The 25,949-nt window shown below is 60.0% G+C and carries 25 protein-coding genes and 1 pseudogene; 22 read left to right on the top strand and 4 right to left on the bottom strand.

The annotated features are described in order from the left end of the window. Positions 1-238: 238 nt before the first annotated feature. Both ACSQ3J_RS04850 and ACSQ3J_RS04845 read left to right on the top strand, forming a co-directional pair. Positions 239-1,654: an LLM class flavin-dependent oxidoreductase gene (locus ACSQ3J_RS04850; RefSeq protein WP_060500258.1), complete on the top strand. Its 1,416-nt coding sequence runs from the start codon at positions 239-241 to the stop codon at positions 1,652-1,654. A gap of 30 nt (positions 1,655-1,684) precedes the next feature. Then, positions 1,685-1,879 carry a hypothetical protein gene (locus ACSQ3J_RS04845; protein WP_156397332.1) on the top strand — a complete coding sequence of 65 codons (195 nt, stop codon included), beginning with the start codon at positions 1,685-1,687 and terminating at the stop codon, positions 1,877-1,879. A 34-nt stretch (positions 1,880-1,913) separates the two neighbouring features. On the opposite strand, the gene ACSQ3J_RS04840 is transcribed toward ACSQ3J_RS04845, so the two are convergent. Continuing rightward, positions 1,914-2,936: a LacI family DNA-binding transcriptional regulator gene (locus ACSQ3J_RS04840; RefSeq protein WP_060501324.1), complete on the bottom strand. Its 1,023-nt coding sequence runs from the start codon at positions 2,934-2,936 to the stop codon at positions 1,914-1,916. Positions 2,937-3,228: 292 nt separating this feature from the next. Between ACSQ3J_RS04840 and ACSQ3J_RS04835 the strand changes: the two genes are divergently transcribed. The 9 genes from ACSQ3J_RS04835 to ACSQ3J_RS04795 all read left to right on the top strand — a co-directional run bounded on the left by ACSQ3J_RS04835 (position 3,229) and on the right by ACSQ3J_RS04795 (position 11,489). Further along, a complete protein-coding gene (locus ACSQ3J_RS04835; protein WP_060501322.1) occupies positions 3,229-4,551 on the top strand; it encodes an ABC transporter substrate-binding protein in 1,323 nt (440 codons plus the stop codon). 103 nt (positions 4,552-4,654) lie between these two features. After that, the gene (locus tag ACSQ3J_RS04830) at positions 4,655-5,602 is read left to right on the top strand and encodes a carbohydrate ABC transporter permease (RefSeq protein WP_436038758.1); all 948 of its coding nucleotides are present in this window, start codon (positions 4,655-4,657) and stop codon (positions 5,600-5,602) included. Beyond that, entirely contained in the window at positions 5,599-6,540 is a 942-nt protein-coding gene (locus ACSQ3J_RS04825; RefSeq protein ID WP_436038756.1) for a carbohydrate ABC transporter permease, read from the top strand. Before ACSQ3J_RS04830 ends, ACSQ3J_RS04825 begins: the two co-directional genes overlap by 4 nt. After that, positions 6,537-6,725: a hypothetical protein gene (locus ACSQ3J_RS04820; protein WP_060500252.1), complete on the top strand. Its 189-nt coding sequence runs from the start codon at positions 6,537-6,539 to the stop codon at positions 6,723-6,725. The genes ACSQ3J_RS04825 and ACSQ3J_RS04820 overlap by 4 nt, the downstream gene beginning before the upstream one ends. 2 nt (positions 6,726-6,727) lie before the next feature. Then, entirely contained in the window at positions 6,728-7,825 is a 1,098-nt protein-coding gene (locus tag ACSQ3J_RS04815; RefSeq protein ID WP_436038754.1) for an ABC transporter ATP-binding protein, read from the top strand. Then, positions 7,818-8,813, top strand: a complete 996-nt coding sequence (locus ACSQ3J_RS04810) for an ABC transporter ATP-binding protein (RefSeq protein WP_060500247.1) — start codon at positions 7,818-7,820, stop codon at positions 8,811-8,813. Before ACSQ3J_RS04815 ends, ACSQ3J_RS04810 begins: the two co-directional genes overlap by 8 nt. A 10-nt stretch (positions 8,814-8,823) precedes the next feature. After that, positions 8,824-10,443: a dihydroxyacetone kinase subunit DhaK gene (locus tag ACSQ3J_RS04805; RefSeq protein ID WP_060500245.1), complete on the top strand. Its 1,620-nt coding sequence runs from the start codon at positions 8,824-8,826 to the stop codon at positions 10,441-10,443. Positions 10,444-10,668: 225 nt separating this feature from the next. Further along, entirely contained in the window at positions 10,669-11,022 is a 354-nt protein-coding gene (locus ACSQ3J_RS04800) for a DUF982 domain-containing protein (RefSeq protein WP_162252439.1), read from the top strand. 152 nt (positions 11,023-11,174) lie between these two features. Continuing rightward, positions 11,175-11,489: an EthD family reductase gene (locus ACSQ3J_RS04795; protein WP_436038750.1), complete on the top strand. Its 315-nt coding sequence runs from the start codon at positions 11,175-11,177 to the stop codon at positions 11,487-11,489. 264 nt (positions 11,490-11,753) lie between these two features. Here ACSQ3J_RS04795 and ACSQ3J_RS04790 read toward each other — a convergent pair whose 3' ends face one another. Then, on the bottom strand, positions 11,754-12,785 hold the full coding sequence (locus ACSQ3J_RS04790) for a trans-3-hydroxy-L-proline dehydratase (protein ID WP_436038748.1): 1,032 nt from the start codon (positions 12,783-12,785) through the stop codon (positions 11,754-11,756). 218 nt (positions 12,786-13,003) lie between these two features. Between ACSQ3J_RS04790 and ACSQ3J_RS04785 the strand changes: the two genes are divergently transcribed. The 3 genes from ACSQ3J_RS04785 (at position 13,004) to ACSQ3J_RS04775 (ending at position 15,633) form a co-directional block, all read left to right on the top strand. Next, positions 13,004-13,669, top strand: coding sequence for a GntR family transcriptional regulator (locus ACSQ3J_RS04785; RefSeq protein ID WP_060501320.1), 666 nt, complete (start codon positions 13,004-13,006; stop codon positions 13,667-13,669). 177 nt (positions 13,670-13,846) lie between these two features. Continuing rightward, positions 13,847-14,551 (top strand): GntR family transcriptional regulator, encoded by a 705-nt coding sequence (locus tag ACSQ3J_RS04780; protein WP_060500237.1) that lies wholly within the window; start codon positions 13,847-13,849, stop codon positions 14,549-14,551. A 122-nt stretch (positions 14,552-14,673) separates the two neighbouring features. After that, positions 14,674-15,633 carry a dihydrodipicolinate synthase family protein gene (locus ACSQ3J_RS04775; RefSeq protein ID WP_060500235.1) on the top strand — a complete coding sequence of 320 codons (960 nt, stop codon included), beginning with the start codon at positions 14,674-14,676 and terminating at the stop codon, positions 15,631-15,633. Between the two features lie 100 nt (positions 15,634-15,733). Here ACSQ3J_RS04775 and ACSQ3J_RS04770 read toward each other — a convergent pair whose 3' ends face one another. Further along, on the bottom strand, positions 15,734-16,768 hold the full coding sequence (locus tag ACSQ3J_RS04770) for an Ldh family oxidoreductase (protein WP_113531419.1): 1,035 nt from the start codon (positions 16,766-16,768) through the stop codon (positions 15,734-15,736). 140 nt (positions 16,769-16,908) lie between these two features. Here ACSQ3J_RS04770 and ACSQ3J_RS04765 point away from each other — a divergent pair, with 140 nt between their 5' ends. The 8 genes and pseudogenes from ACSQ3J_RS04765 to lhpI all read left to right on the top strand — a co-directional run bounded on the left by ACSQ3J_RS04765 (position 16,909) and on the right by lhpI (position 25,461). Beyond that, positions 16,909-18,426: an aldehyde dehydrogenase (NADP(+)) gene (locus tag ACSQ3J_RS04765; protein WP_436038745.1), complete on the top strand. Its 1,518-nt coding sequence runs from the start codon at positions 16,909-16,911 to the stop codon at positions 18,424-18,426. Positions 18,427-18,597: 171 nt separating this feature from the next. Continuing rightward, complete coding sequence (locus tag ACSQ3J_RS04760; RefSeq protein ID WP_060500230.1) at positions 18,598-19,404, top strand: ABC transporter substrate-binding protein; 807 nt, start codon at positions 18,598-18,600, stop codon at positions 19,402-19,404. Between the two features lie 68 nt (positions 19,405-19,472). Beyond that, the gene (locus ACSQ3J_RS04755) at positions 19,473-20,138 is read left to right on the top strand and encodes an amino acid ABC transporter permease (protein WP_037109417.1); all 666 of its coding nucleotides are present in this window, start codon (positions 19,473-19,475) and stop codon (positions 20,136-20,138) included. Positions 20,139-20,150: 12 nt separating this feature from the next. Beyond that, positions 20,151-20,804 (top strand): amino acid ABC transporter permease, encoded by a 654-nt coding sequence (locus ACSQ3J_RS04750; RefSeq protein WP_060500229.1) that lies wholly within the window; start codon positions 20,151-20,153, stop codon positions 20,802-20,804. Further along, positions 20,797-21,519: an amino acid ABC transporter ATP-binding protein gene (locus tag ACSQ3J_RS04745; RefSeq protein WP_060500227.1), complete on the top strand. Its 723-nt coding sequence runs from the start codon at positions 20,797-20,799 to the stop codon at positions 21,517-21,519. The genes ACSQ3J_RS04750 and ACSQ3J_RS04745 overlap by 8 nt, the downstream gene beginning before the upstream one ends. Beyond that, on the top strand, positions 21,519-22,760 hold the full coding sequence (locus ACSQ3J_RS04740; protein ID WP_060500225.1) for an NAD(P)/FAD-dependent oxidoreductase: 1,242 nt from the start codon (positions 21,519-21,521) through the stop codon (positions 22,758-22,760). Before ACSQ3J_RS04745 ends, ACSQ3J_RS04740 begins: the two co-directional genes overlap by 1 nt. A gap of 14 nt (positions 22,761-22,774) precedes the next feature. Then, entirely contained in the window at positions 22,775-23,776 is a 1,002-nt protein-coding gene (locus ACSQ3J_RS04735; RefSeq protein WP_264221796.1) for a 4-hydroxyproline epimerase, read from the top strand. Beyond that, positions 23,773-25,461 (top strand): annotated as a pseudogene (lhpI, locus tag ACSQ3J_RS04730) (cis-3-hydroxy-L-proline dehydratase). Before ACSQ3J_RS04735 ends, lhpI begins: the two are co-directional and overlap by 4 nt. A 130-nt stretch (positions 25,462-25,591) precedes the next feature. Here the strand turns inward: lhpI and ACSQ3J_RS04725 are convergent. Further along, positions 25,592-25,900, bottom strand: a complete 309-nt coding sequence (locus ACSQ3J_RS04725) for a hypothetical protein (protein ID WP_060500219.1) — start codon at positions 25,898-25,900, stop codon at positions 25,592-25,594. Positions 25,901-25,949 lie beyond the last annotated feature (49 nt).

Below are 25,949 nucleotides of genomic sequence, written 5' to 3'. Positions count from 1 at the left end.
GGGCCGATCGCGCGGGGCCGCAGCGTTTCGCCGCTATCTTTCGCGCTGCGAATGCTTACCACATCGATCATCACTTAAGGCTTGCGGGGTCTCATCGGGAGGCGTCGCACTGGAATTCGATTCCCCCATTTAGAATATAAAAAACATAGATTATCTGTATTTGTGGCGATTTACGACTATTTTTGTCCGGGTTATGGCGGCATTTCCAATGCTGTCAGTCTGCAAACCGGAGATATCCATGGCCCGTCAAATCCGTTTCAATGCTTTCGACATGAACTGCGTTGGCCACCAGTCGCCGGGCTTGTGGTCGCATCCGCGCGACCTGTCGTGGAAATACAAGGATCTCGACTATTGGCAGGATCTGGCCCGTACTCTGGAGCGCGGCATCTTCGATGGTATCTTCATCGCCGACGTCATCGGCTATTACGACGTCTACAAGGGGTCGAATTATCATGCGATCCACCAGGCGGCGCAGATCCCCGTGAACGATCCGCTGCAGCTTGCCGCCCCGATCGCGCTCGCCACCGAGCATCTCGGCATCGGCATCACGGCATCAACCTCGTTCGAGCACCCCTACACCTTCGCTCGCCGGCTGGCGACGGCTGATCATCACACCAAAGGCCGGGTCGGATGGAACATCGTAACGTCTTACCTGGAGAGCGGAGCGAAGAATATCGGCCAAGGCGGTCTTCGCGGCCATGACAACCGTTACGAGGTCGCCAATGAATATGTCGAAGTGCTCTACAAGCTCTTCGAGGGCAGTTGGGAAGAGGGTGCGGTTCTGCGCGACCGCGAGAAGCGCATCTTCACCGACCCGGCCAAGGTTCACGAGATCGGCCACAAGGGCAAGTATTTCGATGTGCCGGGCTATCATCTGAGCGAGCCTTCGCCGCAGCGGACGCCGGTGCTCTATCAGGCCGGCGCGTCAGGCCCCGGCAAGTCTTTCGCCGCTGGCCATGCCGAGTGCATCTTTGTCGCCGCCCCGACCCGATCAGTGCTCAAGGGCTATGTCGCCGACATTCGGGAACGCATCGCCCAGGCGGGCCGCGATCCGGAAAAGGTGTTTATCTACACGCTGATCACCATCATCACCGGCGAAACCGAAGAGAAGGCGCAAAAGAAGTTCGAGGAGTACAAGAGCTACGTCTCCTATGACGGATCGCTGACCTTCATGTCTGGTTGGAGCGGTATCGACTTTGGCCAATATGCGCGGACTGACGTGGTGGAGAAGATCGAAACCAATGCGATCCACTCCTTCGTCGAGCACATTGCCGGCGGCGACAAATCGTGGACGATCGATGAACTCGCACAGTTCGGCGGCATCGGCGGCATGGGGCCTGTCTTCGTCGGCTCACCTGAGCGGATTGCCGACATCCTGCAGGAGTGGGTAGAGGATACCGGTGTCGACGGCTTCAACATAGCCTATGCGGTGACACCAGACAGTTTTGAGGATGTCGTCGGCCATATCGTGCCGGAATTGCAGAAGCGCGGCGCATACCCCACGGCCTACAAGCCGGGGACGCTCAGGGAAAAGCTGTTCGGTGACGGACCTTACTTGCCCAAGACCCATCCAGCTGACGGTTATCGTGACATCGAGGCGGTCAAACGGCGTGAATTGCAGGCCGAGCACAAGCTCAAGACGGTTGGCGCGTGATGGGCGACACGTTTTCTCGAACGTCACGCCATGCCTGCCGCTCGCGCCGACCATCAGCCGGAAACATGTGCAGAAACGGCTATGCAGACCGCGCTACGAAGCGCTGGCTGGAACGAAATCACTGCGAAGGTTGAGGTTTTGCTGGTGCGCGTTCGACCCTGTGCGCATGATCTCGGCCGGTTCTACCTCAACGGTATCCAGGCATCGCCGCATTTCTGGATTTAACGGAAGCCCGTTGCGGCCCGCCTGGATGTTTTGCTCACAGGTTCTCTTTCAGCAGAACTTCGATCCTGATTTTTTCCTGCGCGGCTATGGGGTCGCGCAGATCAGCGCGGGCGCGCATGATGCGGACAGCGCTGCGGACGGCGTGGCCGGGGTCTTGCGCGATGATGGCATCGATGCGGCCCGTGCGTAGGGCTTCCTCGCTGAACGGTGTGCGTTCGTGGACGACAACAGTCACTTTCTGCAGGTCGGCGTGCTGCGAGATCGCTGAAACCGGGATTCGGCTTTCCGGGCTGAGGACATAGGCCGCCCGGATATCGTGATGGCGTTCAACGACATTTTGTATGATTGCGGCTGCCCGGCTCTGGTCCCCATAGGTCTCAAGCGATGGCAATGCGCGCAGGTGCGGGAACTGTTCGTTGATGATGCTGTCGAAGCCGCGGCGGCGTTCGATACTGTCGCGCGCCACCATGGTTTCGGCGACAATCATGATCTTGCCGGGCTCGTTGCCGAGGAAGCGGCCGATGATCCTGCCGGCGGTTGCGCCAGCGGCGAAGTTGTCGACGCCGACAAAATCCGCGGTCTTCAATTTTTCCTGGCCGGATAGAAACTGGACAAGATGAATGCCGCGCGTCATCAGGCGGCCGAGTGCATCGCGCACCTGTGGCGATTCCGGCGCCATGACGGCAACGCCATCCACGTCTTCGGTTTCGATCGCCGCCAGATGCCGTGAGAGTTGATAGGGGTCGTCGGTCGCAATCTGATCAACGGTAATTTCCGTCAGGTCGGATTTGAGTGTCCGGCTTGCTTCGGCCACACGTTGAAGCAGTTCCTGCAGATATTGATCTCCCTTGCTCGGCAGGACGAAGCGGAACCGATAGATTTTGTTGCGGGCAAGAGCCACTGCGGCGAGATTGCGGACAAAGCCAATTTTTTCAATGGCCTCATGAACCCTCCGTGACGCCCGGGCGCTGACATTCGGCCTGTCGTTCAGTACCCGGTCGACCGTTGCCAAGCTGACGCCGGCGGCTTCGGCCAGATCCTTCGCGGTGGGTCGTATCATCTATAGTCTTCCGTTCTTACGCATTGGCCCGATCCTGTTTTCCATCAGTCTGCGCAAAAAAGCAAGAAATTGAAGTGCGCACCTCAAAATCATCTTGCACTGAGGTGCGCACCTCAGTTATACCATGCCAACGACGGCGGCGAAGGCGGTCGACAGACTGCGAAGCCGGGTGTTGGAGGGAGGGCTTGTCCGCTGGGCTGGCCTTGGTTGTGCTCGCCAAGAGCGTTCAGACACGTGCCGATGGAGGTCGGAGTGTCACTAGGGAGGAGATTTCATGCCACGTTCATATCTGAAATCGGCATTAGCGGCCGGCGTCGTGACCGGACTGATGTCGCTGGGAGCGGCAACATCGGCTCAGGCGGAAGACTTGACCTTGTGCTGGGCTGCCTGGGATCCGGCCAATGCGCTGGTAGCGCTCAGCAAGGATTTTGAGGCCAAGTCCGGCCATAAAATGAGCTTCGAATTCGTTCCCTGGCCAAACTTCGCAGACCGCATGCTCAACGAGCTGAATTCCGGCGGCAAGCTGTGCGATCTGATGATCGGTGACAGTCAGTGGATCGGCGGCGCGGCAGAAAATGGCCAGTATGTGAAGCTCAATGACTTCTTCGACAAAGAAGGCATCAAGATGAGCGACTTCATTCCGGCAACCGTCACGGGCTATTCCGAATGGCCCAAGGGAACGCCGAACTACTGGGCGCTTCCCGCTTTCGGCGATGTCGTCGGCTGGAGCTACCGTAAGGACTGGTTCTCGCGGCCCGAGCTGCAGGCCGAGTTCAAGCAGAAATATGGCCACGATCTTGCTGTTCCGAAAACCTTCGAAGAACTGAAGCACATCGCGGAATTCTTCCAGGGCCGCGTGATTGACGGAAAGACCGTGTATGGCGCCGCGATCTATACCGAACGCGGCTCCGAAGGCATCACCATGGGCGCAATGGACGTGCTCTACAGCTACGGCTTCGAATACCAGAACCCGGACAAGCCCTACGAACTCGACGGATATGTCAATTCCGACAAATCGGTAAAAGGACTGGAGTTCTACAAGGAGCTCTACAATTGCTGCGCTCCTCCCGGATCATCCGACGCCTATATGTCGGAGAACATCGACGCCTATAAATCCGGCCAGGTGGCGCTGCAGATGAACTTCGCCTTCACCTGGCCTGGCATCAATGCTGACCCCAATGTCGGTGGCGACAAGTCCGGCTACTTCCCCAACCCGGCGGGGCCGGATGGCAAGCAGTTCGCTCAGCTTGGCGGACAGGGCATCTCGGTGGTTGCTGTTTCCGAAAAGCAGGATGCAGCCCTTGAATACATCAAGTGGTTCGCCCAGCCTGACGTCCAGGCCAAGTGGTGGCAGCTGGGTGGGTATTCGGCGCTGCGCGCGGTGGTCGAGGATCCGGGTTTTGCCAAAAGCCAGCCCTATGCCCAGACCTTCCTTGATTCCATGGCAATCGTGAAGGATTTCTGGGCCGAGCCGTCCTATGCCTCGCTGCTGCAGGCGTCGCAGAAACGCTTCCACAACTACGTCATTGCCGGGCAGGGCACCGCCAAGGAAGCGCTTGATGGTCTTGTCGATGACTGGAAGACGATCTTCGAAGACGAAGGCAAGTACTAGACGCTGACCGCGTGACCTCCCCGCGGTTCCGGGTGTCTGTGCAGGACCGGTTGGTTGCCAGCCGGTCCTGCGAACTATGCTGCTTCTGATTTAGGGGAATACCATGCTCGATTCATCGGCCGACCGGGCCGTGGGCGAAACGTCGCCTGTCGTGTCCAAACGCAGCCAAGGGCTCTCCGATAGAGCGATCGCCTGGCTGTTCGTGGCGCCATCAATCTTCCTGCTGCTCGCCGTCAACATCTTTCCCTTGATATGGACAGTGCGGCTGAGCTTTACCAATTTCCGGGTCAACCGCCCCAATGCCGAGGTTCAGTTTGTCGGGCTGAAAAATTACATCAGCGTCCTCACGGACGGGGATATCTGGCAGACGATGCAGGCGACGGCACATTTCCTGATCTGGACCATCGTCCTGCAGGTGCTGATCGGCTTCGCGCTGGCCTACCTGATCAACAAGAAATTTCGCGGCAACGACCTGTGGACGACGATCATCGTCCTGCCGATGATGTTGAGCCCCGCGGTGGTCGGCAATTTCTGGACATTCCTCTACCAGCCGCAAATCGGCCTGTTCAATTACGCAGTCGGTTATCTCACTGGTACGGACCCTTCTGCCTTTTCGATGATCGGCGACGTCTCGCTCGCCCCTTGGGCGATTGTCATTGTCGATACCTGGATGTGGACGCCGTTCGTCATGCTGATCTGCCTGGCGGGCCTGCGTTCCATCCCCAGCAGCATCTACGAGGCGGCCGAGTGCGACCGCGCCAGCAAATGGCGGCAGTTCTGGACGATCACCATTCCGATGGTGCTACCGTTCCTGATGCTTGCAGTTCTCTTCCGGGGCATCGAGAACTTCAAGATGTTCGACCTCGTGGTTCAGCTGACGGGGGGAGGGCCGGGGTCGATCACGGAACTGACGTCCATCAACCTCAAGCGGGAAGCCTTCGAAAAGTGGCGCACTGGATATGCGTCGGCCTACGCGGTCATCCTTTTCGTGACAGTCTTTGGCCTCGCGTCAATCTACGTCAAAGCCCTGAACAAGGTGAAGCAAAGATGAGCAGCTATTCCGTTACAGAACCTTCCGTTCGTCAGAAATGGGCTGCCGGAACGCTTGTCGTCGTCTATGCCCTGATCACGATCCTGCCGCTCCTGTGGATCATCGCGACGAGCTTCAAGTCACCGTCCGACGCCATCGCCTATCCGCCCAAGACCGTCTTCCAGCCGACCCTTGAAGGTTATGTCAACCTGTTCACCACCCGCACCCGGGCGACGGAGCAGGATTTGAAGGAGCTCGGCGAGCCGGACACCTGGTATGACCGTATCGTGCGCAAGGATGGTTTCGTGATTGCGGGGCCATCGCGCTTCCTGGAGCGGTTTTCGAATTCGATGATCATCGGTTTCGGCTCGACCGTTCTGTGCATCGTGCTGGGCACGGCAGCGGCCTATGCCTTCTCGCGCTTCAAGGTTCCGCTCAAGGATGATCTGCTGTTCTTCATCCTGTCGACGCGCATGATGCCGCCGATCGCCGTCGCCATCCCGATCTTCCTGATGTTCCGGTCTCTCGGGCTGAATGACACCCATGCCGGCATGATCCTGCTCTACACGGCCGTCAACCTGTCGCTGGCGGTGTGGCTCCTCAAGGGGTTTATCGACGAGATTCCGATCGAGTACGAAGAGGCGGCGCTGATCGACGGCTACACGCGCTTCCAGGCGTTTTACAAGGTCGTCCTGCCGCAGGCCATGACCGGCATCGCATCGACAGCAATCTTCTGCCTGATCTTTGCCTGGAACGAATATGCCTTCGCCGTTCTCCTGACCTCGGGCACGGCCCAGACCGCACCACCTTTCATTCCAACCATCATCGGTGTCGGCGGTCAGGATTGGCCAGCAGTGGCCGCAGGCGCGACGCTGTTTCTCGTGCCCGTCATGATTTTCACGATTGTCCTTCGCAAGCACCTGCTGCGCGGCATTACATTTGGAGCTGTCCGCAAATGACGGAATTCATAAAGGGATTGCGCGGGTTCCGGCGCGGCGCCTGGGAGATGGTCGCATCAATCCTGATCGCGCTCGGTGTGTTCATGCTGATGCAACCATTCGCCCTGTCGCTGTACTCCGCATCCTTCATCGTCACCCTGGTGGGCACCGTGATGTTCATCATCGTCAGTCATTTTCCGGAGTAACCATGGCACAGATCAGAATTCAGAATGTGCGCAAGGAGTTCGGAGCATTCACTGCTGTCCAATCTTCCTCGTTCACCGTGGAGGACGGCGAGTTCTTCATGTTGCTTGGACCGTCGGGTTGCGGCAAGACGACGACGTTGCGCATGATGGCGGGCCTCGAACTGCCGACCAGCGGTGAAATCTATATCGATGGTGAAGAAGTCGGCATGAAGCCGGCAAGTCAACGCGATATCGCCTTCGTCTTCCAGATGTTCGCGCTCTATCCGCATATGAATGTGCGCAAGAACATTTCCTATCCGCTGCTGAGCCAGGGAATGTCTCGCGCCGAGGCGAAGACGCGGGTGGAGGAGGTGGCGCGTATCCTCAAGATCGAGAGTATTCTCGACCGGCCGGTCGGCGGGCTGTCGGGCGGTGACCGCCAGCGCGTTGCGCTTGGCCGTGCCATCGTGCGCCGGCCGAAGGCTTTTTTCATGGACGAACCCCTTGGTGCCCTCGATGCGGAATTTCGCGAACATATGGCCGAGGAGCTGCGCGCACTTCACGATCGCATCGGCGCGACAACGGTTTACGTCACCCATGATCAGCTTGAAGCGATGCAGATGGGCGACAAGATCGTCGTCATGAACCACGGCGTCGTTGAACAGTTCGGCAAGCCGCAGGACATCTATGATTGGCCAGCCACCAAATTCGTGGCCAAGTTCATCGGCTCCCCGGCGATGAACTTCTTCGATTTTGACGGCATGATCGGTATCGGAAGCAATGTCATCGAGCTTTCCGGACACCGGGTTACGGTTCCCTTGTCGCGTCAGGGGGCCAGCGGAAAGTTGACGCTGGGGGTCAGGCCGGAGCACATCCGCTTTTCCGATGCCTCGGCCTACCGCGGACGGGTGCTCGCCACGGAATATCTCGGCACGACCCAGATCGTCACGATGGCCACACCCAACGGGGAGATCAAGGCACGCACGCCTGCGAAGCAGTCCGTAACGTCGGGCGAGATCATCGGTCTTGAATTCGATCCGCAAACGCTGACCATCTTCGACGATATGAAAGGGCAGGCGCTGCTGTCTGAAGCCAATGAGAGGGTCTTGCGTCATGGTTGATGTGGTTCTTGAAAATGTGACGAAGACATTTGCCGGCCACGCGGCGCTCGACAATCTGTCCCTGACGATCCCCGGCGGTTCCTTCGTCGTTCTCCTGGGGCCGACCGGCGCTGGGAAAACCACGGCGCTGCGCATGGTATCGGGTCTGGACAAGCCGGACAGTGGCGACATCTATTTTGCCGGCCGCTCCGTCAGGGACCTTACGCCCGCCGAGCGCAATGTCGCGATGGTGTTTCAGCAATATTCTCTCTATCCGCATTTGACCGTGCGCCAGAACCTCGAATTCCCGTTGAAATCACCTCTGTTGAGGACTTCGAAGGCAGATATCGACCGCAAGGTGAAATCGATCGCGGAGATGCTGCAGATTTCTCACAAGCTCGACAACAAGGCGACCAATCTTTCGGGCGGCGAGATGCAGCGCGTCTCGATCGGCCGGGCGCTGGTGCGCAATCCGCAAATCTATCTCATGGACGAACCGCTCAGCTCTCTCGACGCCAAGCTGCGGGCCGATCTGCGCATCGAACTCAAGAGTATCCAAGCCAATTCGGGTGCCACCTTGCTTTACGTCACCCACGACCAGATCGAGGCGATGACGATGGCGACCCATATCGGCGTTCTTCACGAAGGCAGGCTGGTGCAGTTTGGCTCGCCGCGCGAAATCTATGAGCGGCCGGTGAGCCTCTACACCGCGACAAGGCTCGGTCAGCCGCGGATCAATGTGCTTGCCGCCGATACGTTCCCCGGCTCGCCGCCGGGAGCGGTGAGCATCGGCTTGCGCCCTGAGCATATCACCCAGGGCGACGGTCAGGAGGCACTGGTCAAACGGGTCGAGCATCTCGGCGACCAGACGCGCCTTCATTTGGTATTCAAGAAAAACGACATCGTCACCGTGACCGACGCCGATACCAGGCTGAAGAGCGGAGACATCGTCAAAATCCAGCCGGACAAGCCGCTCTATTTCGACGCGGACGGCATGCGCTTAGGGTAAGGGAGCAGATATGGCACAGTTCATCAACAAGCGGGAAGACGTGGTCACCGAGGCGATCGATGGTCTGCTGGCCGTCAGCGGCGGCTCTTTGGTGCGTCTTGACGGCTATCCGCATATTCGCGTGGTTCTGCGCGGCGATTGGGACAAGTCGCAGGTGGCGCTGGTATCCGGCGGAGGCTCTGGACACGAGCCGGCGCATGCCGGTTTCGTCGGCAAGGGAATGCTGACCGCGGCCGTGTGTGGCGACGTCTTCGCCTCGCCGAGTGTCGATGCGGTTCTCGCCGGCATTCTGGCTGTCACAGGTCCGGCTGGATGTCTGTTGATCGTCAAGAACTATACCGGTGACCGGCTGAACTTCGGATTGGCGGCTGAGCGCGCGCGCGCTTTTGGCCTGAATGTCAACATGGTCATCGTTGGCGATGACGTTGCTCTGCCCGACCTGCCGCAGGCGCGCGGCGTGGCGGGAACGCTCTTCGTCCACAAGATCGCGGGCGCGCTTGCGCAGGCAGGCGCGGATCTCGAAACGGTAACGGCCGCTGCCCGGCGCGTGATCACTGGAGCAAAAAGTATCGGCATGTCGCTGGACACGTGCACGGTTCCTGGCTCGCCGAAGGAAGATCGTATTCCTGCCGGTATGGCCGAGCTGGGGCTCGGTATCCATGGGGAAGCCGGTGTGGAACAGATCGCATTTGTCGATGCAAGAACGGCGATGGGAGCAGTCGTCAGCAAACTGGCCGCGGCCATCGAGGATAGGCCGCATGTTGCGCTGATCAATAATCTTGGTGGCACCTCCGCCCTCGAAATGTCGGTGCTGACCCACGAACTGATCGCTTCGTCGATCGGCAACCGGATTTCCCATGTCGTCGGACCGGCGCCGATGATGACATCCCTCGACATGCAGGGCTTTTCCATCTCGCTCTATCCAGCCGACGAGGCGGACATAGAGGCATTGGGCGCACCGGTTACGATGGCGGCCTGGCCTGGCTTGTCGGCCGTCAAACCCATCCGGATCGAAATGCTGCCGGACGGACTGACACCGATCACACCCCAACCGTCCAACCATCAGGAGACGCGCGACTTCCTGATCAATTGCTGCAAGGTATTGATCTCGGCCGAAGAGGATCTGAACGCGCTGGATGCCAAATCCGGTGACGGCGACACAGGATCCACGCTCGCAGGCGCTGCGCGCGCGCTCATCAATGCCATCGACCGCATGCCGCTCTCGGATCACACCCAGCTTTATCGCGCCATCGGCCAGGAATTGAGCCAGACGATGGGCGGATCGTCCGGTGTTCTGCTCGCCATCTTCTTTGCGGCCGCCGGTGATGCCGCCTCAAGCGGTCTGCCGATGGCCGATTCACTAAAGGCGGGACTTGCCCGTATGCAGGAAATCGGCGGTGCCCACCTCGGCGACCGGACGATGGTGGACGCACTTTCACCGGCGCTCGATGCGCTTGAGAAGGGTTTCAAACCGGCGGCCGCGGCCGCACGCGCTGGCGCGAACCTCACGGCCACCATGCTCAAGGCCAAGGCCGGACGAGCCGCCTATATCAATGCGAAACAACTCGAAGGTCATATCGATCCTGGTGCGGAGGCGGTGGCACGGCTGTTTGAACATCTGGCGGCTTAAGTCTACCGGTGTGGAAGCGTTGTCCGGAAACGCTTCCACACCCTCCGCAGATGCGTTGCATTTCTTTGCGACGGCTTCTTTCTACACAATCGTTTTGCTTGGGGCCGGACCGGATGCGCAGCCTAACCCGGATTGTTGGATAAGCAGCGGCAGCGCGCCCCCGGCTTAACTGGAATGTTTCTTGCGTATTTGCTAATATACAAACGCAACGCGAGGAATTGTGTCATGAGTCCGGACAAGTCGCGCCATTTTCCTCCACTTTGGCTGCTCATGGGTGTTGGAGAGCGATACAAAATGGTCGAATCCGTCGATGATGCGGCGGCGATGCTGATTCACCAATGGCCATCGACCGCTGGCGGTGCCTACACAAATGCACTTGAGGCCTGCCTGGATGCTCTCCAGGGAGCCGGGCCGGCGGATGTGGTCCCTGACGCTTTGATGCGGGCCGCGGATGAGGCGTTCATTTGCTACATCCACGTTATCGAGGGTGAAAAGCGATCTCAACGCCCCAGAGCGCGCATGCCGCGCGAACAGCATGCCTTTCCGATAAGATCTGCGATTTTCGGCTTCCAATGCTAGAGGGCTTCCGTGCGGTCGCACCCGCTTCGGAAAGTACAATGAAAACTGCTTGCTCTGGTCAAGCTCGCTTCAGCCGGAATCTGGATGCGCTTTACACGTCGGTGAGCTAGAAAGGCCCCTCGAACGCTCGGCGTTCAGACAGGAGCCCGACCATGCTCAAGATGAGCGTCTACTATCCGGCCGATGGTGGCTCGAAGTTCGATCACGACTACTACCGCACCCGCCATATGCCACTGCTCCAGGAACGGCTCGGCGATGCCTGCCTGCGCTACGAGATCGACAAGGGCCTTGCGGGTCGCGAACCAGGAAGCGCGCCGCAGTTTGTCGCGGCGTGCCACGTCTACTCGCCGAGTCTGGCGACATTTCAGGAGGCGTTGGGTCCCCACCGCGCGGAAATCTCCGCGGACGTCGCCCGCTATACGGACATCGCCCCCATCGTGCAGATCAGCGAAGTCGTTGAAGGGTAAGGCCTTCGGTGCGTCAGGCGTGGCGTTGAACTTTCCGGGACCGGCGTAGTGCTGGCGCATCTGATCCATGGTGATGTAGCCGGTGCCGACTCGGTCGACGATCGGGAACGTGCCGTTACCGTCAAAGCGAAAACTGCGTTACTCTCGTCAAACTCGCTTCGGCCAAAATCTGGATGCGCTTTATAGGTCGGTGACCCAGACAGCCCAGGCATCGCGTACGCCGAGGGCTCTGCAATATCCAGAGCCCTCGGCGTCGGCAGTTTCCTATTGCTTGCGTGGCCAGGTATCGGCGAGGCGGTAGCCGGCCGGCCATGGATCGGCTGGGTCGAGCATGACCTGATGCGTGCCGGTCACCCAGGCGCGGCCGGAGATTTCGGGCACGATCGCCTTCTGGCCGCCGACGGTCGTTTCGCCGACAATCTGGCAGTCGAAATGCGACCCGATGATCGATTCACCGCGGAACTTCTGTCCCGGCTTGATCTGGCCGCGGGCGTGCAACACAGCCAGGCGTGCCGAGCAACCGGTGCCCGTTGGCGAACGGTCGAGCTTGGCCGGTTGGATCACCACCGTATTGCGCCCATGCAGTATGCCGTCGCGCTCTTCGACCGGCAAGGTCAGCTGGCAGAAGGAAATATGGTTCCATTCCGGATTTTCGGGATGGTTGAAGCCGAGTTGTTCGTTGGCGGCGCGGGTGATCTTGATACCAGTCTCGGCCAGTTCGCGGGCCTCATCGGGCGTGACCGAAAAGCCGAGAGAACGCGCATCGGTAATGACAAAACTGTCGCCGCCATAGGCAGTATCGACAGTCAGCGTGCCAAGACCTTCCACTTCAAGCTTGGCATCGAGCCGGGAGGCGAAGGAAGGCACGTTGGTGACGGTGATGCGCTCGGCCTTGCCATTGCGGCAGGCGGCAACCACGTTGACCAGTCCGCCCGGCGCTTCCAGTACCATCCTGGTTTCCGGCTCCTGCATCGGCACGATGCCGGTATCGAGCAGGACGGTCGAGACGCAGATGGAGTTGGAGCCTGACATTGGTGGCGTGTCCTCCGGCTCCATGATGATGAAGCCCATCGTCGCCCGCGGGTCCTTCGGTGGTACCAAGAGATTGATATGCCGGAATACGCCGCCGCGCGGTTCGTTGAGCACGAAGTTGCGCAGCGTCTGGTCCTCGGCAATGAATTTCCGCTGTTCCCACAGGGTCTTGCCGGGTGGCGGTGCGACCCCGCCAACGATGACGTCGCCAACCTCGCCCTCGGCATGGCAGGAAACGATGTGGATTACCTTGCTGCTGCGCATAGTCTGCTCCCTGAGAAAATCGCGATCCGGCCGCCATCTGCCCAAGAAGATTGTAGCGGGTAGCAGAGCCTGTGTCCCACAGTTAGAAAAATTGGATCCAATATACAATATCAAAAATGGATCGGCTGAGAATATCCGCTCCGTTGCCTGAATACGGAATTGCACCTATGACCCAAGGATGGGAGCTGACACCGCTTGAAACAACGGGATTTAAATTCATGAAACTTGCCGCCGTCGATGTCAGGCAGGCCGCATCCGCAGCCGATATTGTCTATGACGCGCTGCGCAAGGCGATCATCGAGGGTGACCTCGCCGAAGGCGAGAATCTCAGGCAGGATCAGATTGCGCAGATGTTCAATACCAGCCGGATTCCCGTGCGCGAGGCTCTGTCGCGGCTGGAGCAGCATGGGTTGATCACCACAGAGCGTTACAAGGGTGCAGTGGTCGCCGGGCTTTCGATCGAAGAGATCGACGAAATCTTCGAATTCCGCGCTTTTGTGGAAGCCGAGGTCATGCGGCTTGCCGTGCCAAATCTCGGTGAGGATGCCTTGGCTGCTGCGCGCAGATACTGCGAGGAATTCAGCCGGGAGACCGATTCCGCCCGGTGGGGCGAAATCAACCGGAGTTTTCACTACAGTCTTTATGCGGCATCCGGACGGCCTTACTACCTGCAGATCGTTCGTACATCGCTCGACAGGATCGATCGTTATTTGCGGGCGCAGTTGACGCTGACGAATGGGGTGATGCGGGCTGACCGTGAGCATAAAGCTATTCTCGAGGCTTGCCTGAACGGTGATGCCAGCCTTGCGTCCCGGCTGACGCGGGATCACGTTCTGGATGCCGGACGGTCCCTTGTTGCCTTTCTGAAAGATCAGCGGGCCTGACGGCGGGCAATGCCTGAGACGGGAACCCGGGGCGGGATGGCGCTCGCACGGACTGGTTGAAGTCGCAAAAACGCATCATCACCAAGTTTGTTGCCACCTTTGCCGATCGCGCTTGCGGAAACGGTTGATCCTGCAGACAGGGAAAAGTATTCCTTTTGTCGACACAGGATTGATGACATGACAGATATCGACACCAGCCCCATTCCCGAACGCAAGCGCGGCTCCGGCGTCAAGATGGTCTACGACCTCTTGCGCGACGAGATTCTTGATCTCGTGCTGCCGCCCGGCAGCCCGATCGATGAGGTGCAGCTGGCCGAACGCTTCAAGATGTCGCGAACCCCGATCCGCGAGGCTTTGGTGCGGCTCGCCGGCGAAGGGTTGATCGATACGCTGCCCAACCGTTCGACGATGGTTGCCAATATCGACTTTCTCAACATGCACACCTTCTTCGATGCGCTTGTGCTGATGTACCGCGTCACCACGAAGCTGGCAGCGCAATATCACAGGCCGGAAGACCTGAAGGTAATCCGCGCGCATCAGGCCGAATTCGCCGCTGCAGTGCAGGCGCAGGACGCGCTGGCGATGATCGCCACCAACGCCGCGTTCCACTCTGCCATCGCCGAAGCGGGTCGCAACGCGTATTTCACGGGATTGTTCAACCGGCTTCTGGACGAGGGGCGGCGGATGCTGAGGCTGTACTATCAGTCTTACGACGACCGGTTGCCGCAGCGTTTCGTCGAAGAGCACGATGATATTATCGCCGTCATTGCCAATCGCGACATCGAGGAAGCAGACCGTCTGGCGAAATTGCACGCTGAGCAGATCGTTCATCAGATCCAGAAATTGTTTGCCCGGGAAGACAGGCTCGACGTGGCGCTCTGATCGATAAAATTCTTGTCGACAAATAATATACAACGTGCAATATGGCTCCAGAGGCACAGGATCGGGGCTGCAAAGGTGCGCGCCATTCTCTGCCCGTCCGGCAAGGTCAAAAGGAGTTTGTTATGACGGCCAAAATCTTTTCTGGCGTGATCCCCGCGCTGATGACCCCTTGCAAAGAAGACCGTACCCCGGACTTCGACGCCCTCGTGCGCAAGGGAAAAGAGTTGATTGCCCAGGGAATGTCGGCCGTTGTCTATTGCGGCTCGATGGGTGATTGGCCGCTTTTGACAGACGCGCAGCGGATGGAAGGCGTTGAGCGCCTGGTGAAGGCCGGCATTCCGGTTATCGTCGGTACGGGCGCCGTCAACAGTGCGCTGGCCGTCAAGCATGCCGCGCATGCCCAGGCTGTTGGTGCCCAGGGCCTGATGGTCATTCCGCGGGTCTTGTCGCGCGGCTCTTCCGTCGTAGCACAGAAGGCCCATTTCAAGGCCATCCTCGCTGCAGCTCCGGACCTTCCGGCCGTTATCTACAACAGCCCCTATTACGGTTTTGCCACCCGCGCTGACCTGTTCTTCGCTCTGCGCGCCGAGCATCCGAACCTCATCGGCTTCAAGGAATTCGGTGGCGCGGCCGACATGCGTTACGCGGCCGAATACATCACCAGCCAGGACGGTGTTTCGCTGATGATCGGCGTTGATACTGCCGTGTTCCACGGTTTCGTCAATTGCGGTGCGACTGGTGCTATCACCGGTATCGGCAACGTTCTTCCGAAGGAAGTCCTGCACCTTTGCAACCTGTCGCAAGCAGCTGCCGAAGGTGACGCCGATGCGCGTCTGCGCGCTCTAGAGCTGGAACAGGCGCTTGCCGTCCTGTCCTCGTTCGATGAAGGTGCAGACCTCGTTCTCTACTTCAAGCACATGATGGTGCTGAAGGGCGACAAGGAATACACGTTGCACTTCAACGCGACCGATGCGCTGACCGAAAGCCAGCGCGGCTATGTCGAGGCTCAGTTCAAGCTGTTCAACGGCTGGTATGCCGAGTGGAGCAAGCTTCCCGGCGCCGTCCAGAAGTACAAGGGCTGAGCTGACGCTCTCCTGAATTAACGAAGGCCCTCTGAGTGATCAGAGGGCCTTCGCATTTGTGGGGCCTGCGGTGATTGCGCAGGCCGGTGACGGGATGCTGTTAGACAGCGTCCAATCCAAGCGCGTGCAGCCGGTCCAACTGCTCCATCTCGGAAGCGGTCAGGATGATGCCGCCGGTCTGCGATTTCGCGCGCGCTGCGTAGCGGCGCTGCGAGGGCAGGCGTGCGCCTTGGCCGACCATTGCCTCGAACAGAACCTCGGCCCGGGCAAACGGATTGCCTGGACGATCCCCACCAAAACCTTCGGGAGAAAACGCGATGATCAGCTCGCCATGGGCGGGCGCAAGGGCAGTCGAGCCAAGCGCATCCAGCACTTCCGGGCTGGTCAGGTCGCCGATCATGATGCCGGCCAGAAGCTCGATCATTGTGGAGATCGCCGAGCCCTTGTGTTCGCCGAACGGCAACATGGCACCGGCGAGCGCTGCTTCCGGGTCCGTGGTCGGCTGACCATCGGCATCGATCGCCCAGCCCTCCGGCAGAGCTTTTCCGGCTCGCCTGTGCAGCTCGATTTCGCCGCGCGCCGCAACCGATGTCGCGAAGTCGAAGACATAAGGGGATTTGCCCGGGCGTGGCCAACCGAAAGCCAGCGGGTTTGTGCCGAGCAGTGGCTTCGTTCCACCGCTTGGTGCGACTGTCGCATAGCTGGGGCACATGACGATACCGGCCAGCCCGAGCTCTGTCAGCGCCTCGGCTTCCGGCCAAAGGGCGGAGAAGTGGGTGCAGTCATTGATGGCGAGGGCTGCAATGCCGCTGGAGCGGGCGCGTTCGGCAAGAACCGGGAGGCCCAGTTCGAACGCCGCATTGGCAAAGCCGCCCTTCGCATCAACCTTGACGACAGCAGACCGCTGCTGTGGTAGAAGTTCGGGCTTGGCGGTCGGGTTGACCTTGCCGGCCTTGACGGTGCGCAGTGCGCCTTCGATCCGGTAGATGCCGTGCGATTTGCAGGCGTCCCGTTCGGCGGCAACGATAACGCGGGTAATGGCTGCGGCTTGCAACGCGCTCAGCCCGGCCTTGATGAAGATGGCTTTTACGCGCTCCTCCAGATCGGCGATCGTCAGGGTGTGGGTATCGCTCATAGTGTGCCCCTCCTTTTTAGGCGCAGTAACATCTAAATGAGTTGATATCCTGCATACAAAAAGTATACAAGTTTGCCAAACATAATCCGGCCCAGCATAGCCTGCCGCTTGCGCGCCAGTTTCGAAAAAAGGATCTGTCCATGCCCTTCATCCCCAGCGGAAAACACCTTGTCGCAGGCGAATGGCTCGATGGAGCCGGTACTTTTGCATCCTCGCCCGCCAAAGGGCCGGTGCATCAGTTCGCCATCGGAACCGCACAACTGGTCGATCGTGCCTGCGAAGCCGCTGAAGCTGCGTTCTGGAGTTTCAGCGCTGCCGACCGCAGCACCCGCGCTGCCTTCCTGCGCGCCATCGCCGACGAGATCGATGCGCGCGCCGACGAGATCACGGAAATCGGCAGCCAGGAAACCGGCCTGCCCGAAGCCCGCCTGATCGGCGAGCGCGGCCGCACGACCGGCCAGTTGCGGTTGTTTGCCAGCCATATCGAAAGCGGCGATTATCTCGACCGCCGCTTCGACGCGGCCTTGCCGGACCGCCAGCCAGTTCCACGTCCAGAGATTCGCCTGATGCAGCGCCCTGTCGGTCCGGTTGCGGTGTTCGGCGCGTCAAATTTCCCGTTGGCCTTCTCGACGGCGGGTGGCGATACGGCGGCGGCACTCGCAGCCGGTTGCCCTGTCGTGGTGAAGGGACATTCCGCCCATCCGGGTACGGGTGAAATCGTCGCACAGGCGGTTGAAGCGGCCATTCGTAGTACTGGTGTTCACCCGGGCGTGTTCTCGCTCATTCAGGGTGGTAACCGCGATGTCGGGCACGCGCTGGTGCAGCACCCGCTGATCAAGGCGGTCGGTTTTACCGGTTCGCAGGCCGGTGGCCGCGCTCTGTTCAATCTCTGCGCCGCACGGCCTGAACCGATTCCGTTCTTCGGCGAGCTCGGCTCGGTCAATCCGATGTTCCTGCTGCCTGCCGCGGTCGCGGAACGGGCGGAGGCGCTTGGTCAGGGCTGGGCAGGTTCGCTGGCCATGGGGGCAGGGCAGTTCTGCACCAATCCCGGTGTTGCCGTTGTGATCGATGGTGCCGATGCTGACCGCTTTGCGGCGGCTGCCGTCGAGGCGCTGGGCAAGGTTGCGCCGCAGACCATGCTGACCGATGGAATTGCCAAGGCTTATCGTGACGGACAGGCAGGTTTTGCCGCCCGCAACACGGTCGAGCCGTTGCTGGTCACGGAATCAACCGGCCGTGCCGCGTCTCCCAACCTGTTCGAAACGACCGGCGACCGTTTTCTGGCCGATCATGCGCTGAGCGAAGAAGTCTTTGGCCCGCTTGGCCTACTGGTGCGGGTGAAATCGCAGGAGGAAATGGAAAGCGTCGCGCGGGCGATCGAGGGTCAGCTGACGGTGACGTTGCACATGGATGACGCCGACATTGACGCAGCGAAACGGCTGCTTCCGCTGCTGGAGCGGAAGGCTGGCCGCATCCTCGTCAACGGCTTCCCGACAGGTGTCGAGGTGGTCGATTCCATGGTCCATGGTGGTCCGTATCCGGCTTCTACCAACTTCGGGGCGACCAGCGTCGGCACCATGTCGATCCGCCGGTTCCTGCGGCCGGTGTCCTACCAGAACCTGCCGGAGGCGCTGTTGCCTAAGGATTTGCTTAAATAATAGTGCGGCTGCGCCCGCCTTGTGTTTCCGAATGTTGCGTGCAAGTCAGTGAAGACGAATATTTGCGTACTTTTTGTATACGTTTTGTATTTTATCATTGATTTGCACGCAATGAATCGAAATAGTGCGCCTGCCGCAGATCGGCGCATCAATCTAGGGAGAGAGATTAAGATGAAATTTTCGGTCCTCGCGTTCAGCCTCCTGGCTACAACCGTTCTGACCAGCCAGGCCCACGCCGATAAGCTGGACGATATTATTTCCTCGGGCACATTGCGTTGCGCCGTCGTGCTGGATTTCCCGCCGATGGGATCGCGTGACGAAAGCAACAATCCGATCGGCTTCGACGTCGATTATTGCAACGATCTGGCCAAGGCCCTCGGCGTCACCGCCGAAATCGTTGAAACACCGTTCCCCGAGCGTATTCCTGCCCTGATGTCCGGCCGCGTCGATGTCGGCGTTGCCTCGACCTCCGACACGCTTGAGCGTGCCAAGACCGTCGGCATGACCGTTCCTTACTTCGCCTTTGAAATGGCCGTAACTGCCAACGAGAAGTCTGGCGTCAAGTCGTTTGAAGACATGAAGGGCAAGGTCGTCGGCGCCACTGCCGGCACCTATGAAGCCATTGCTCTGGAAAAACAGGTCAAGGCCTGGGGCGCCGGTGAGTTCCGTCCGTACCAGACGCAGGCTGACGTGTTCCTGGCGCTGAGCCAGGGCCAGCTCGATGCGACCGTTTCCACCTCGACGGTAGCACAGGCCAACGTCAAGACCGGCAAGTTCCCCGGCATCGCTGTCGTCGGCAAGGCGCCGTTCGATATCGACTACGTTGCGCTGTTCACCAACCGCGAGGAATACGGGCTGATTAACTACCTCAACCTCTTCATCAACCAGCAGGTTCGTACCGGCCGTTATGCCGAGCTGTATGGCAAGTGGGTTGGCGGCGAGGTTCCGTCCCTTTCGGTCAATGGCGTTTATCGCTAATCAAATCGTTTCGCTGGCGGCGCGGGTAACACTCGCGCCGCTGTCCTTTTCCAGGAGATGAAACGGCAATGTTGAATTACACCTTTCATTGGAACCAGGCATTCAAAGCGCTGCCGCAGATGCTGGACGGCGCTCTCGTCACGCTGCAGATCGCGCTCCTGTCGATGGTTATCGGGCTGGCACTTGCCTTGACCCTGACCGCGTTTCGCCTTTCAGGCAATCGCATCCTCAGCGGATTTGCGACCACCTGGGTCGAGATCGCGCGCAACACGCCCGCACTGTTCCAGATTTACATGGCCCATTTCGGCCTCGGCAATTTCGGCATCCATCTCAGCCCCTACACGGCACTTCTGGTCGGCATCGCGTTTAACAACGCGGGTTATTTGGCGGAAAATTTTCGCGGTGCGCTGAAAGCCATCCCAGACACCCAGACCCGCGCAGGCCGTTCCCTTGGTATGACGCCGGTTCAGGCCTTCCGGCTGATCGTCCTGCCGCAGATGTTGCGTATCGCCTTCCTGCCGGTCACCAACCAGATGGTCTGGGCAATCCTGATGACATCGCTGGGTGTCACCGTCGGCATGAACACCGATCTCGCCGGTATCACGCAGGAACTCAACGCGCGGTCCTTCCGCACCTTCGAATTCTTCGCTCTTGCCGCGGTGATCTATTACATCATCGCCAAGCTTGTGACACTTGCCGCGCGCCTGCTTGCCGCGCGCATGTTCCGCTACTGAGAGAGGTGAGAGATGTTTGATACCACCCTCAGCTGGAATGACCTCGCCTTTCTGGCGCAAGGCGCGGCGATGACCCTTGCGGTCACCGCCGTGTCCGTGACCGCCGGTACCGTGCTCGGAATCATCTTCGGTGTTCTTCGTGTCCAGTTGGGTGCCGTCTGGGCCGCACCGCTGACATTCGTGCTGGATGTCTTCCGCTCGGTGCCGCTGTTGATCCAGCTCGTGCTTGGCAACGCGATCCAGGCCATTGCCAAGCTTGGCTGGGCGCCCTTCACCACATCCTGCGTGGTCCTGTCGCTCTATACGGCGGCCTATTGTTCGGAAATCATCCGCGGCGGCATTGAAGCCGTCCCGGCAACGACCCGCCGCGCGGCCCGTTCGCTCGGCATGACCTGGTGGCAGGACATGCGCTATATCGTGGCGCCTCTTGCCACCCGCGTTTCGCTTCCCGCGTGGATCGGCCTGACGCTCGGTGTCATGAAGGATTCTGCTCTGGTTCTCTGGCTTGGCCTTATCGAGCTTCTGCGCGCGTCGCAGATTCTGGTTACCCGCCTGCAGGAGCCGCTGTTCATCCTTCTGATCTGCGGCGTAATCTACTTCGTCATCAGCTTCCCCATCGCCCGGTTTGGCGGGTATCTCGAAAAACGGTGGTCCCCCAATGATTGAAATTAAAGACGTTCGCAAATCCTTCAGCACATTGGAGGTTTTGAAGGGGATTAACCTCACCGTGAACAAGGGCGAGGTTGTCACCATCATCGGCGGCTCCGGATCGGGCAAGTCGACGCTTCTGACCTGCATCAACGGCCTCGAGCCGATCAATGCCGGGCAGATCACCATCGATGGCACGGTTGTTCATGCTAAGGATACCGATCTCAACAAGCTGCGCCGCAAGGTCGGCATCGTCTTCCAGCAATGGAATGCTTTCCCGCACCTGACGGTGCTTGAAAACGTCATGCTGGCGCCGCGCAAGGTGCTCGGCCTTTCCAAGGAAAAGGCCGAAGAGATCGCGGTGAAGCAGCTGACCCATGTCGGCCTGCGCGAAAAGCTGACAGTCTATCCGAGCCGCATGTCGGGCGGCCAGCAGCAGCGCATGGCGATTGCCCGCGCACTGGCCATGTCGCCGGAATACATGCTGTTCGACGAAGTCACCTCGGCGCTCGACCCGATGCTGGTCGGCGAAGTCCTCGACACGCTGAAAATGCTTGCCGAAGAGGGCATGACGATGATCTGCGTCACCCATGAGATGGCCTTCGCCCGCGATGTTTCTGACCGGGTCGCCTTCTTTCATCAGGGGGTCATGGCGGAAATCGGCACGCCGGATCAGCTCTTCGGGGCGCCACAGCATCCCGATACTCAGGCGTTCCTGGCGAGCGTCCGCTAATGGCGCATCCAGACGTCATTGTTATCGGCGCCGGAGTGGTCGGGCTCTCGGCGGCGATTGCCGCCCAGGCACGCGGGATGACGGTTACGGTGCTGGACCGTGAAGGTCCGGCAGCCGGCGCCTCCGCCGGCAATGCCGGCGCCTTTGCCTTTACGGATATCCTGCCGCTTGCGTCGCCGGGAATCCTGAAAAAGGCACCGAAATGGCTGCTGGATCCACTTGGCCCGTTGTCCGTTCCACCGGCTTACGCGTTCAAGATTGCCCCATGGATGTTCCGCTTCTGGCGGGCGTGTTCGCCTGCGCAGGTGGAAAAGTCCACGACAGTGCAGACGGCATTGATGGACCTCTCGAGGGCCGAGCTTGAGCCTTTCCTGCAGCGCACCGGCACTTTGCCCATGCTGCGCAAGGACGGCAATCTGCAGGTCTACGAAAGTCAGGCGGAGCTGAATGCCTCGCTGCCCGGATGGAAAGTCCGTGAAGCACACGGTATCGAATTCTACCATGTCGACGCATCCCGCATGGCCGATATCCAGCCGGGGCTCGATGCGCGCTTTACCCACGGAACCTTCACACCTGGCTGGTTTTCGATTGCCGATCCCAAACTCTACACGCTTGCGCTGGCAGATTATTTCCGCGGCCAGGGTGGGGTGTTGGAGCGCGCCAATGTGACCGCGCTGCGGCCGGTCGAGGATGGTGTCGAGATCATCGCCGAAGGCGGTGAAATTCGCCGTGGATCGCAGGTCGTGCTGTCGGCAGGTGCCTTTTCCCACCGTATTGCCCGTAGCCTTGATGAGCGCATTCCGCTGGAAACCGAACGTGGCTACAACACCACGCTGCACGCCGATGCGTTCGATCTACGGACTCAGGTTACTTTTGGTGGTCACGGCTTTGTCGTCACGCGCCTGTCCACCGGCATCCGTGTCGGCGGCGCCGTCGAACTGGGTGGCTTGGAACTGCCGCCGAATTTCCGCCGTTCGGAAGCCATGCTGAAGAAGGCCAAGGATTTCCTGCCCGGCCTGAAGACTGAGGGCGGCAAACAGTGGTTCGGATTCCGTCCTTCGCTGCCCGACAGCCTGCCCGCCATCGGCCGCGCCCGGTCAACGCCCCGGGTCATCCACGCCTTCGGGCACGGTCATCTCGGCCTGACGCAATCGGCAGGCACCGCCCGTTTGGTCGCCGATCTTTTGACTGGTAAGACACCAGCCATCGACATTACATCCCTTTCGCCTCAACGCTTCTGATAAGGTCTTTCACCATGGCCACGTATACCTTTTCCTGCCTCGACGGTCATACTTGCGGAAACCCCGTCCGCCTCGTTTCCGGCGGTGGCCCGCGCCTTGAGGGCGCCAATATGCTGGAGAAGCGCGCCCACTTCCTGCGCGAATTCGACTGGATCCGCACGGGCCTGATGTTCGAACCGCGCGGCCATGACATGATGTCGGGATCGATCCTTTATCCGCCAACCCGTCCGGACTGCGACGTCGCGGTTCTGTTCATCGAGACATCCGGTTGCCTGCCGATGTGCGGCCACGGCACGATCGGCACTATCACCATGGCGATCGAGAACGGCCTGATCATGCCGCGCGAACCCGGCAAGCTGTCAATCGATGCGCCGGCCGGCAAGGTCGATATCACCTATCGCCAGGAAGGCCGCTTCGTCGAGGAAGTCCGCCTGACCAACGTTCCCGGCTTCCTCTATGCCGAAGGCCTGACGGCCGAGGTCGAAGGTCTGGGCGAAATCGTCGTCGACGTTGCCTATGGCGGCAACTTCTACGCCATCGTCGAGCCGCAGAAGAATTTCCGCGATATGGCCGATCATACGGCGGGCGAACTCATTGGCTGGAGCCCCAAGCTGCGCGCCGCGCTGAACGAAAAATACGAGTTCGTTCATCCCGAACATCCCGAAATCCGTGGCTTGAGCCACATCCAGTGGACCGGCAAGCCGACGGATGCAACCGCCCATGCCCGCAACGCCGTGTTCTACGGCGACAAGGCCATCGACCGGTCGCCTTGTGGCACCGGTACCTCGGCGCGCATGGCGCAGCTGGCCGCCAAGGGCAAGCTCGCTGTTGGCGACGAATTCATCCACGAGTCGATCATCGGTTCGCTGTTCAAGGGACGGGTCGAAGCGGCAACGAAGGTGGCCGATCGCGATGCGATCATCCCCTCGATCGCAGGCTGGGCCCGGATGACGGGTATCAACACGATCTTCATCGATGACCGCGATCCCTTTGCCCATGGTTTTGTCGTCAAGTGAGTGACCTGATGCACGCGAACAGCATCCTTGCCGGCACCGCTGATGGACCGGTTATCGCCTCATCGGAGCCCCTGAGCTTCTGGGGCGGTGTTTCCCCGGAAACCGGAAGCATTATCGACGTGCATCATCCCCTCCACGGGGTCTGTCTGACCGGCGGCATCCTGATGATGCCGTCGAGCCGTGGGTCCTGCACCGGATCGGGCGTGCTTCTCGATCTGATCCTCACCGGCCGGGCGCCAGCGGCTTTGGTATTCAGCGAAGCCGAGGACGTGCTGACACTGGGTGCGCTGATTGCCGCTGAAATGTTCGGCAAGCCGCTTCCTGTGTTGCGCCTCGCGCCTGAGAGTTTTGCGGCGCTGTCGCGGGCCAAAACCGCACGGATCACTGCCAACTCGATCGAGGCGGATGGCCTGTCGATTCCGGTTTTGCCGCCGCGCCTTGCGACGCTCGATCTCAGCGACAACGACCGTGCAATGTTTGAAGGTGTGCAGGGCCAGGCGATCCAGCAGGCCATGCGGATCATCTGCGCCATGGCTGCCCAGCAGGGCGCACGCTGTCTGACCGACGTGACACAAGGGCATATCGACGGCTGCATCTATGCCAGCCCGGCCAATCTCACTTTTGCCGAACGCATGGCGGATATGGGAGCCAGGGTTTGCGTGCCGACCACCATGAATGCCATCTCGGTCGATCATGCCAACTGGCAGGCGCAAGGTGTGTCCAGTTCCTTTGGCAATCCGGCAGCCCGCCTTGCCGATGCCTATGTCCGCATGGGTTGCCGTCCGACATTTACCTGTTCCCCCTATCTTCTGGACAGCGCGCCGCAGGCGGGTGAGGCGATTGCCTGGGCGGAATCCAACGCGGTGATCTTTGCTAACTCCGCGCTCGGAGCCCGCACGCCAAAACATCCGGATTTCCTCGACCTTTGCATCGCGCTCACCGGCCGTGCGCCACTTTCCGGCGTCTATCTGACGGAAAACCGCAAGGCCCGGACAGTCATTGACGTCGAGCTGCCCGAGAATGTCGATGACGCCTTCTGGCCGCTGATCGGTTATCTCGCCGGCCATGCAGCGCCCGATCGCATCCCGTTGCTGCGCGGTCTCGCCTCGGCACAACCCTCGACAGACGATCTCAAGGCGCTGTGCGCTGCCTTCGGCACGACGTCGGCCGCGCCGATGTTGCATGTCGAGGGCGTAACGCCCGAAGCCGAAGGTGCGGCAGCGCCGGGGGCAAGCCGCAAAACCATCACCCGCGCCGAGATGGCGCAGGCCTGAACACGGCTGAACGCAGGCCCGGAGCAGGTCGAGCTCGTTGCTATCGGTAGCCCGCATGCCTCGCTGAACGAATGCCGGGCGCTGGCTGCAGGGCTCGCCGGGCGCAAGCGCCACCCGGATGTCACCGTCATCGTCACCGCAGGCCGCCAGGTGATCACCGATGCGCGTGAGGACGGCACATTATCACGCCTCGAACAAAGTGGCGTGCGCATCGTGCCGGATCTCTGCTGGTGCTCGATCAGTGAACCTGTTTTCCCGGTGCACACTCGCACGCTCATTACCAACTCCGGCAAATATGCCCATTACGGCCCTGGCCTCAGCAACCGCACCGTCCGCTTCGGCAGTCTGGTCGATTGCGTCGAGGCCGCTGTGAACGGCCGCGTCGCGTCACGGCTTCCCGGTTGGCTTTGATAGCCAATGGACCTTTGGCATGATGGTCGAACGGGAACGGATGCGCCGATTGCCTCGATACCATTGAACCGATAGAAATTCATGAATTTGACGTTGCCAGTCAGCGTTGGATGCGCGGTCGTGAGCCATGTCAGGCCTGCTGGACGGAATCGTTTCCCGTGAGCGGTGGAAGTCGCAGAGCTCGCGTTGGATTGAGCAGTTGCCGGCGTTTCGAGGCCATTATGTCTGCTACCCGGGCAGGCGGCAGAATTCCCCTGCTTTCAAGATGATCATTGATGCATTCCGTTTTTAAGGCAAGATTTTGTAGCCAGCCGGCGGCTTGGCTCGATCCTGTCGGCTGTGCTTTTTTGTGCTGTTTGGCCAAAGGTGCCTCGTCTGCAATCGGCTCGAAACGGTCCGCGATAGAAGCCAGATCGTCCTGCAGTGAGGTGGTAAACAAGTCGGTTCAGGCGGGCCAAGACAAGTTCGCGCAAGTTTCGTTTTCTAGT

Source organism: Rhizobium sp. LjRoot98 (assembly GCF_964252935.1).
Lineage (GTDB): Bacteria > Pseudomonadota > Alphaproteobacteria > Rhizobiales > Rhizobiaceae > Pararhizobium.
This window is presented reverse-complemented; position numbering and strand designations above follow the sequence as displayed.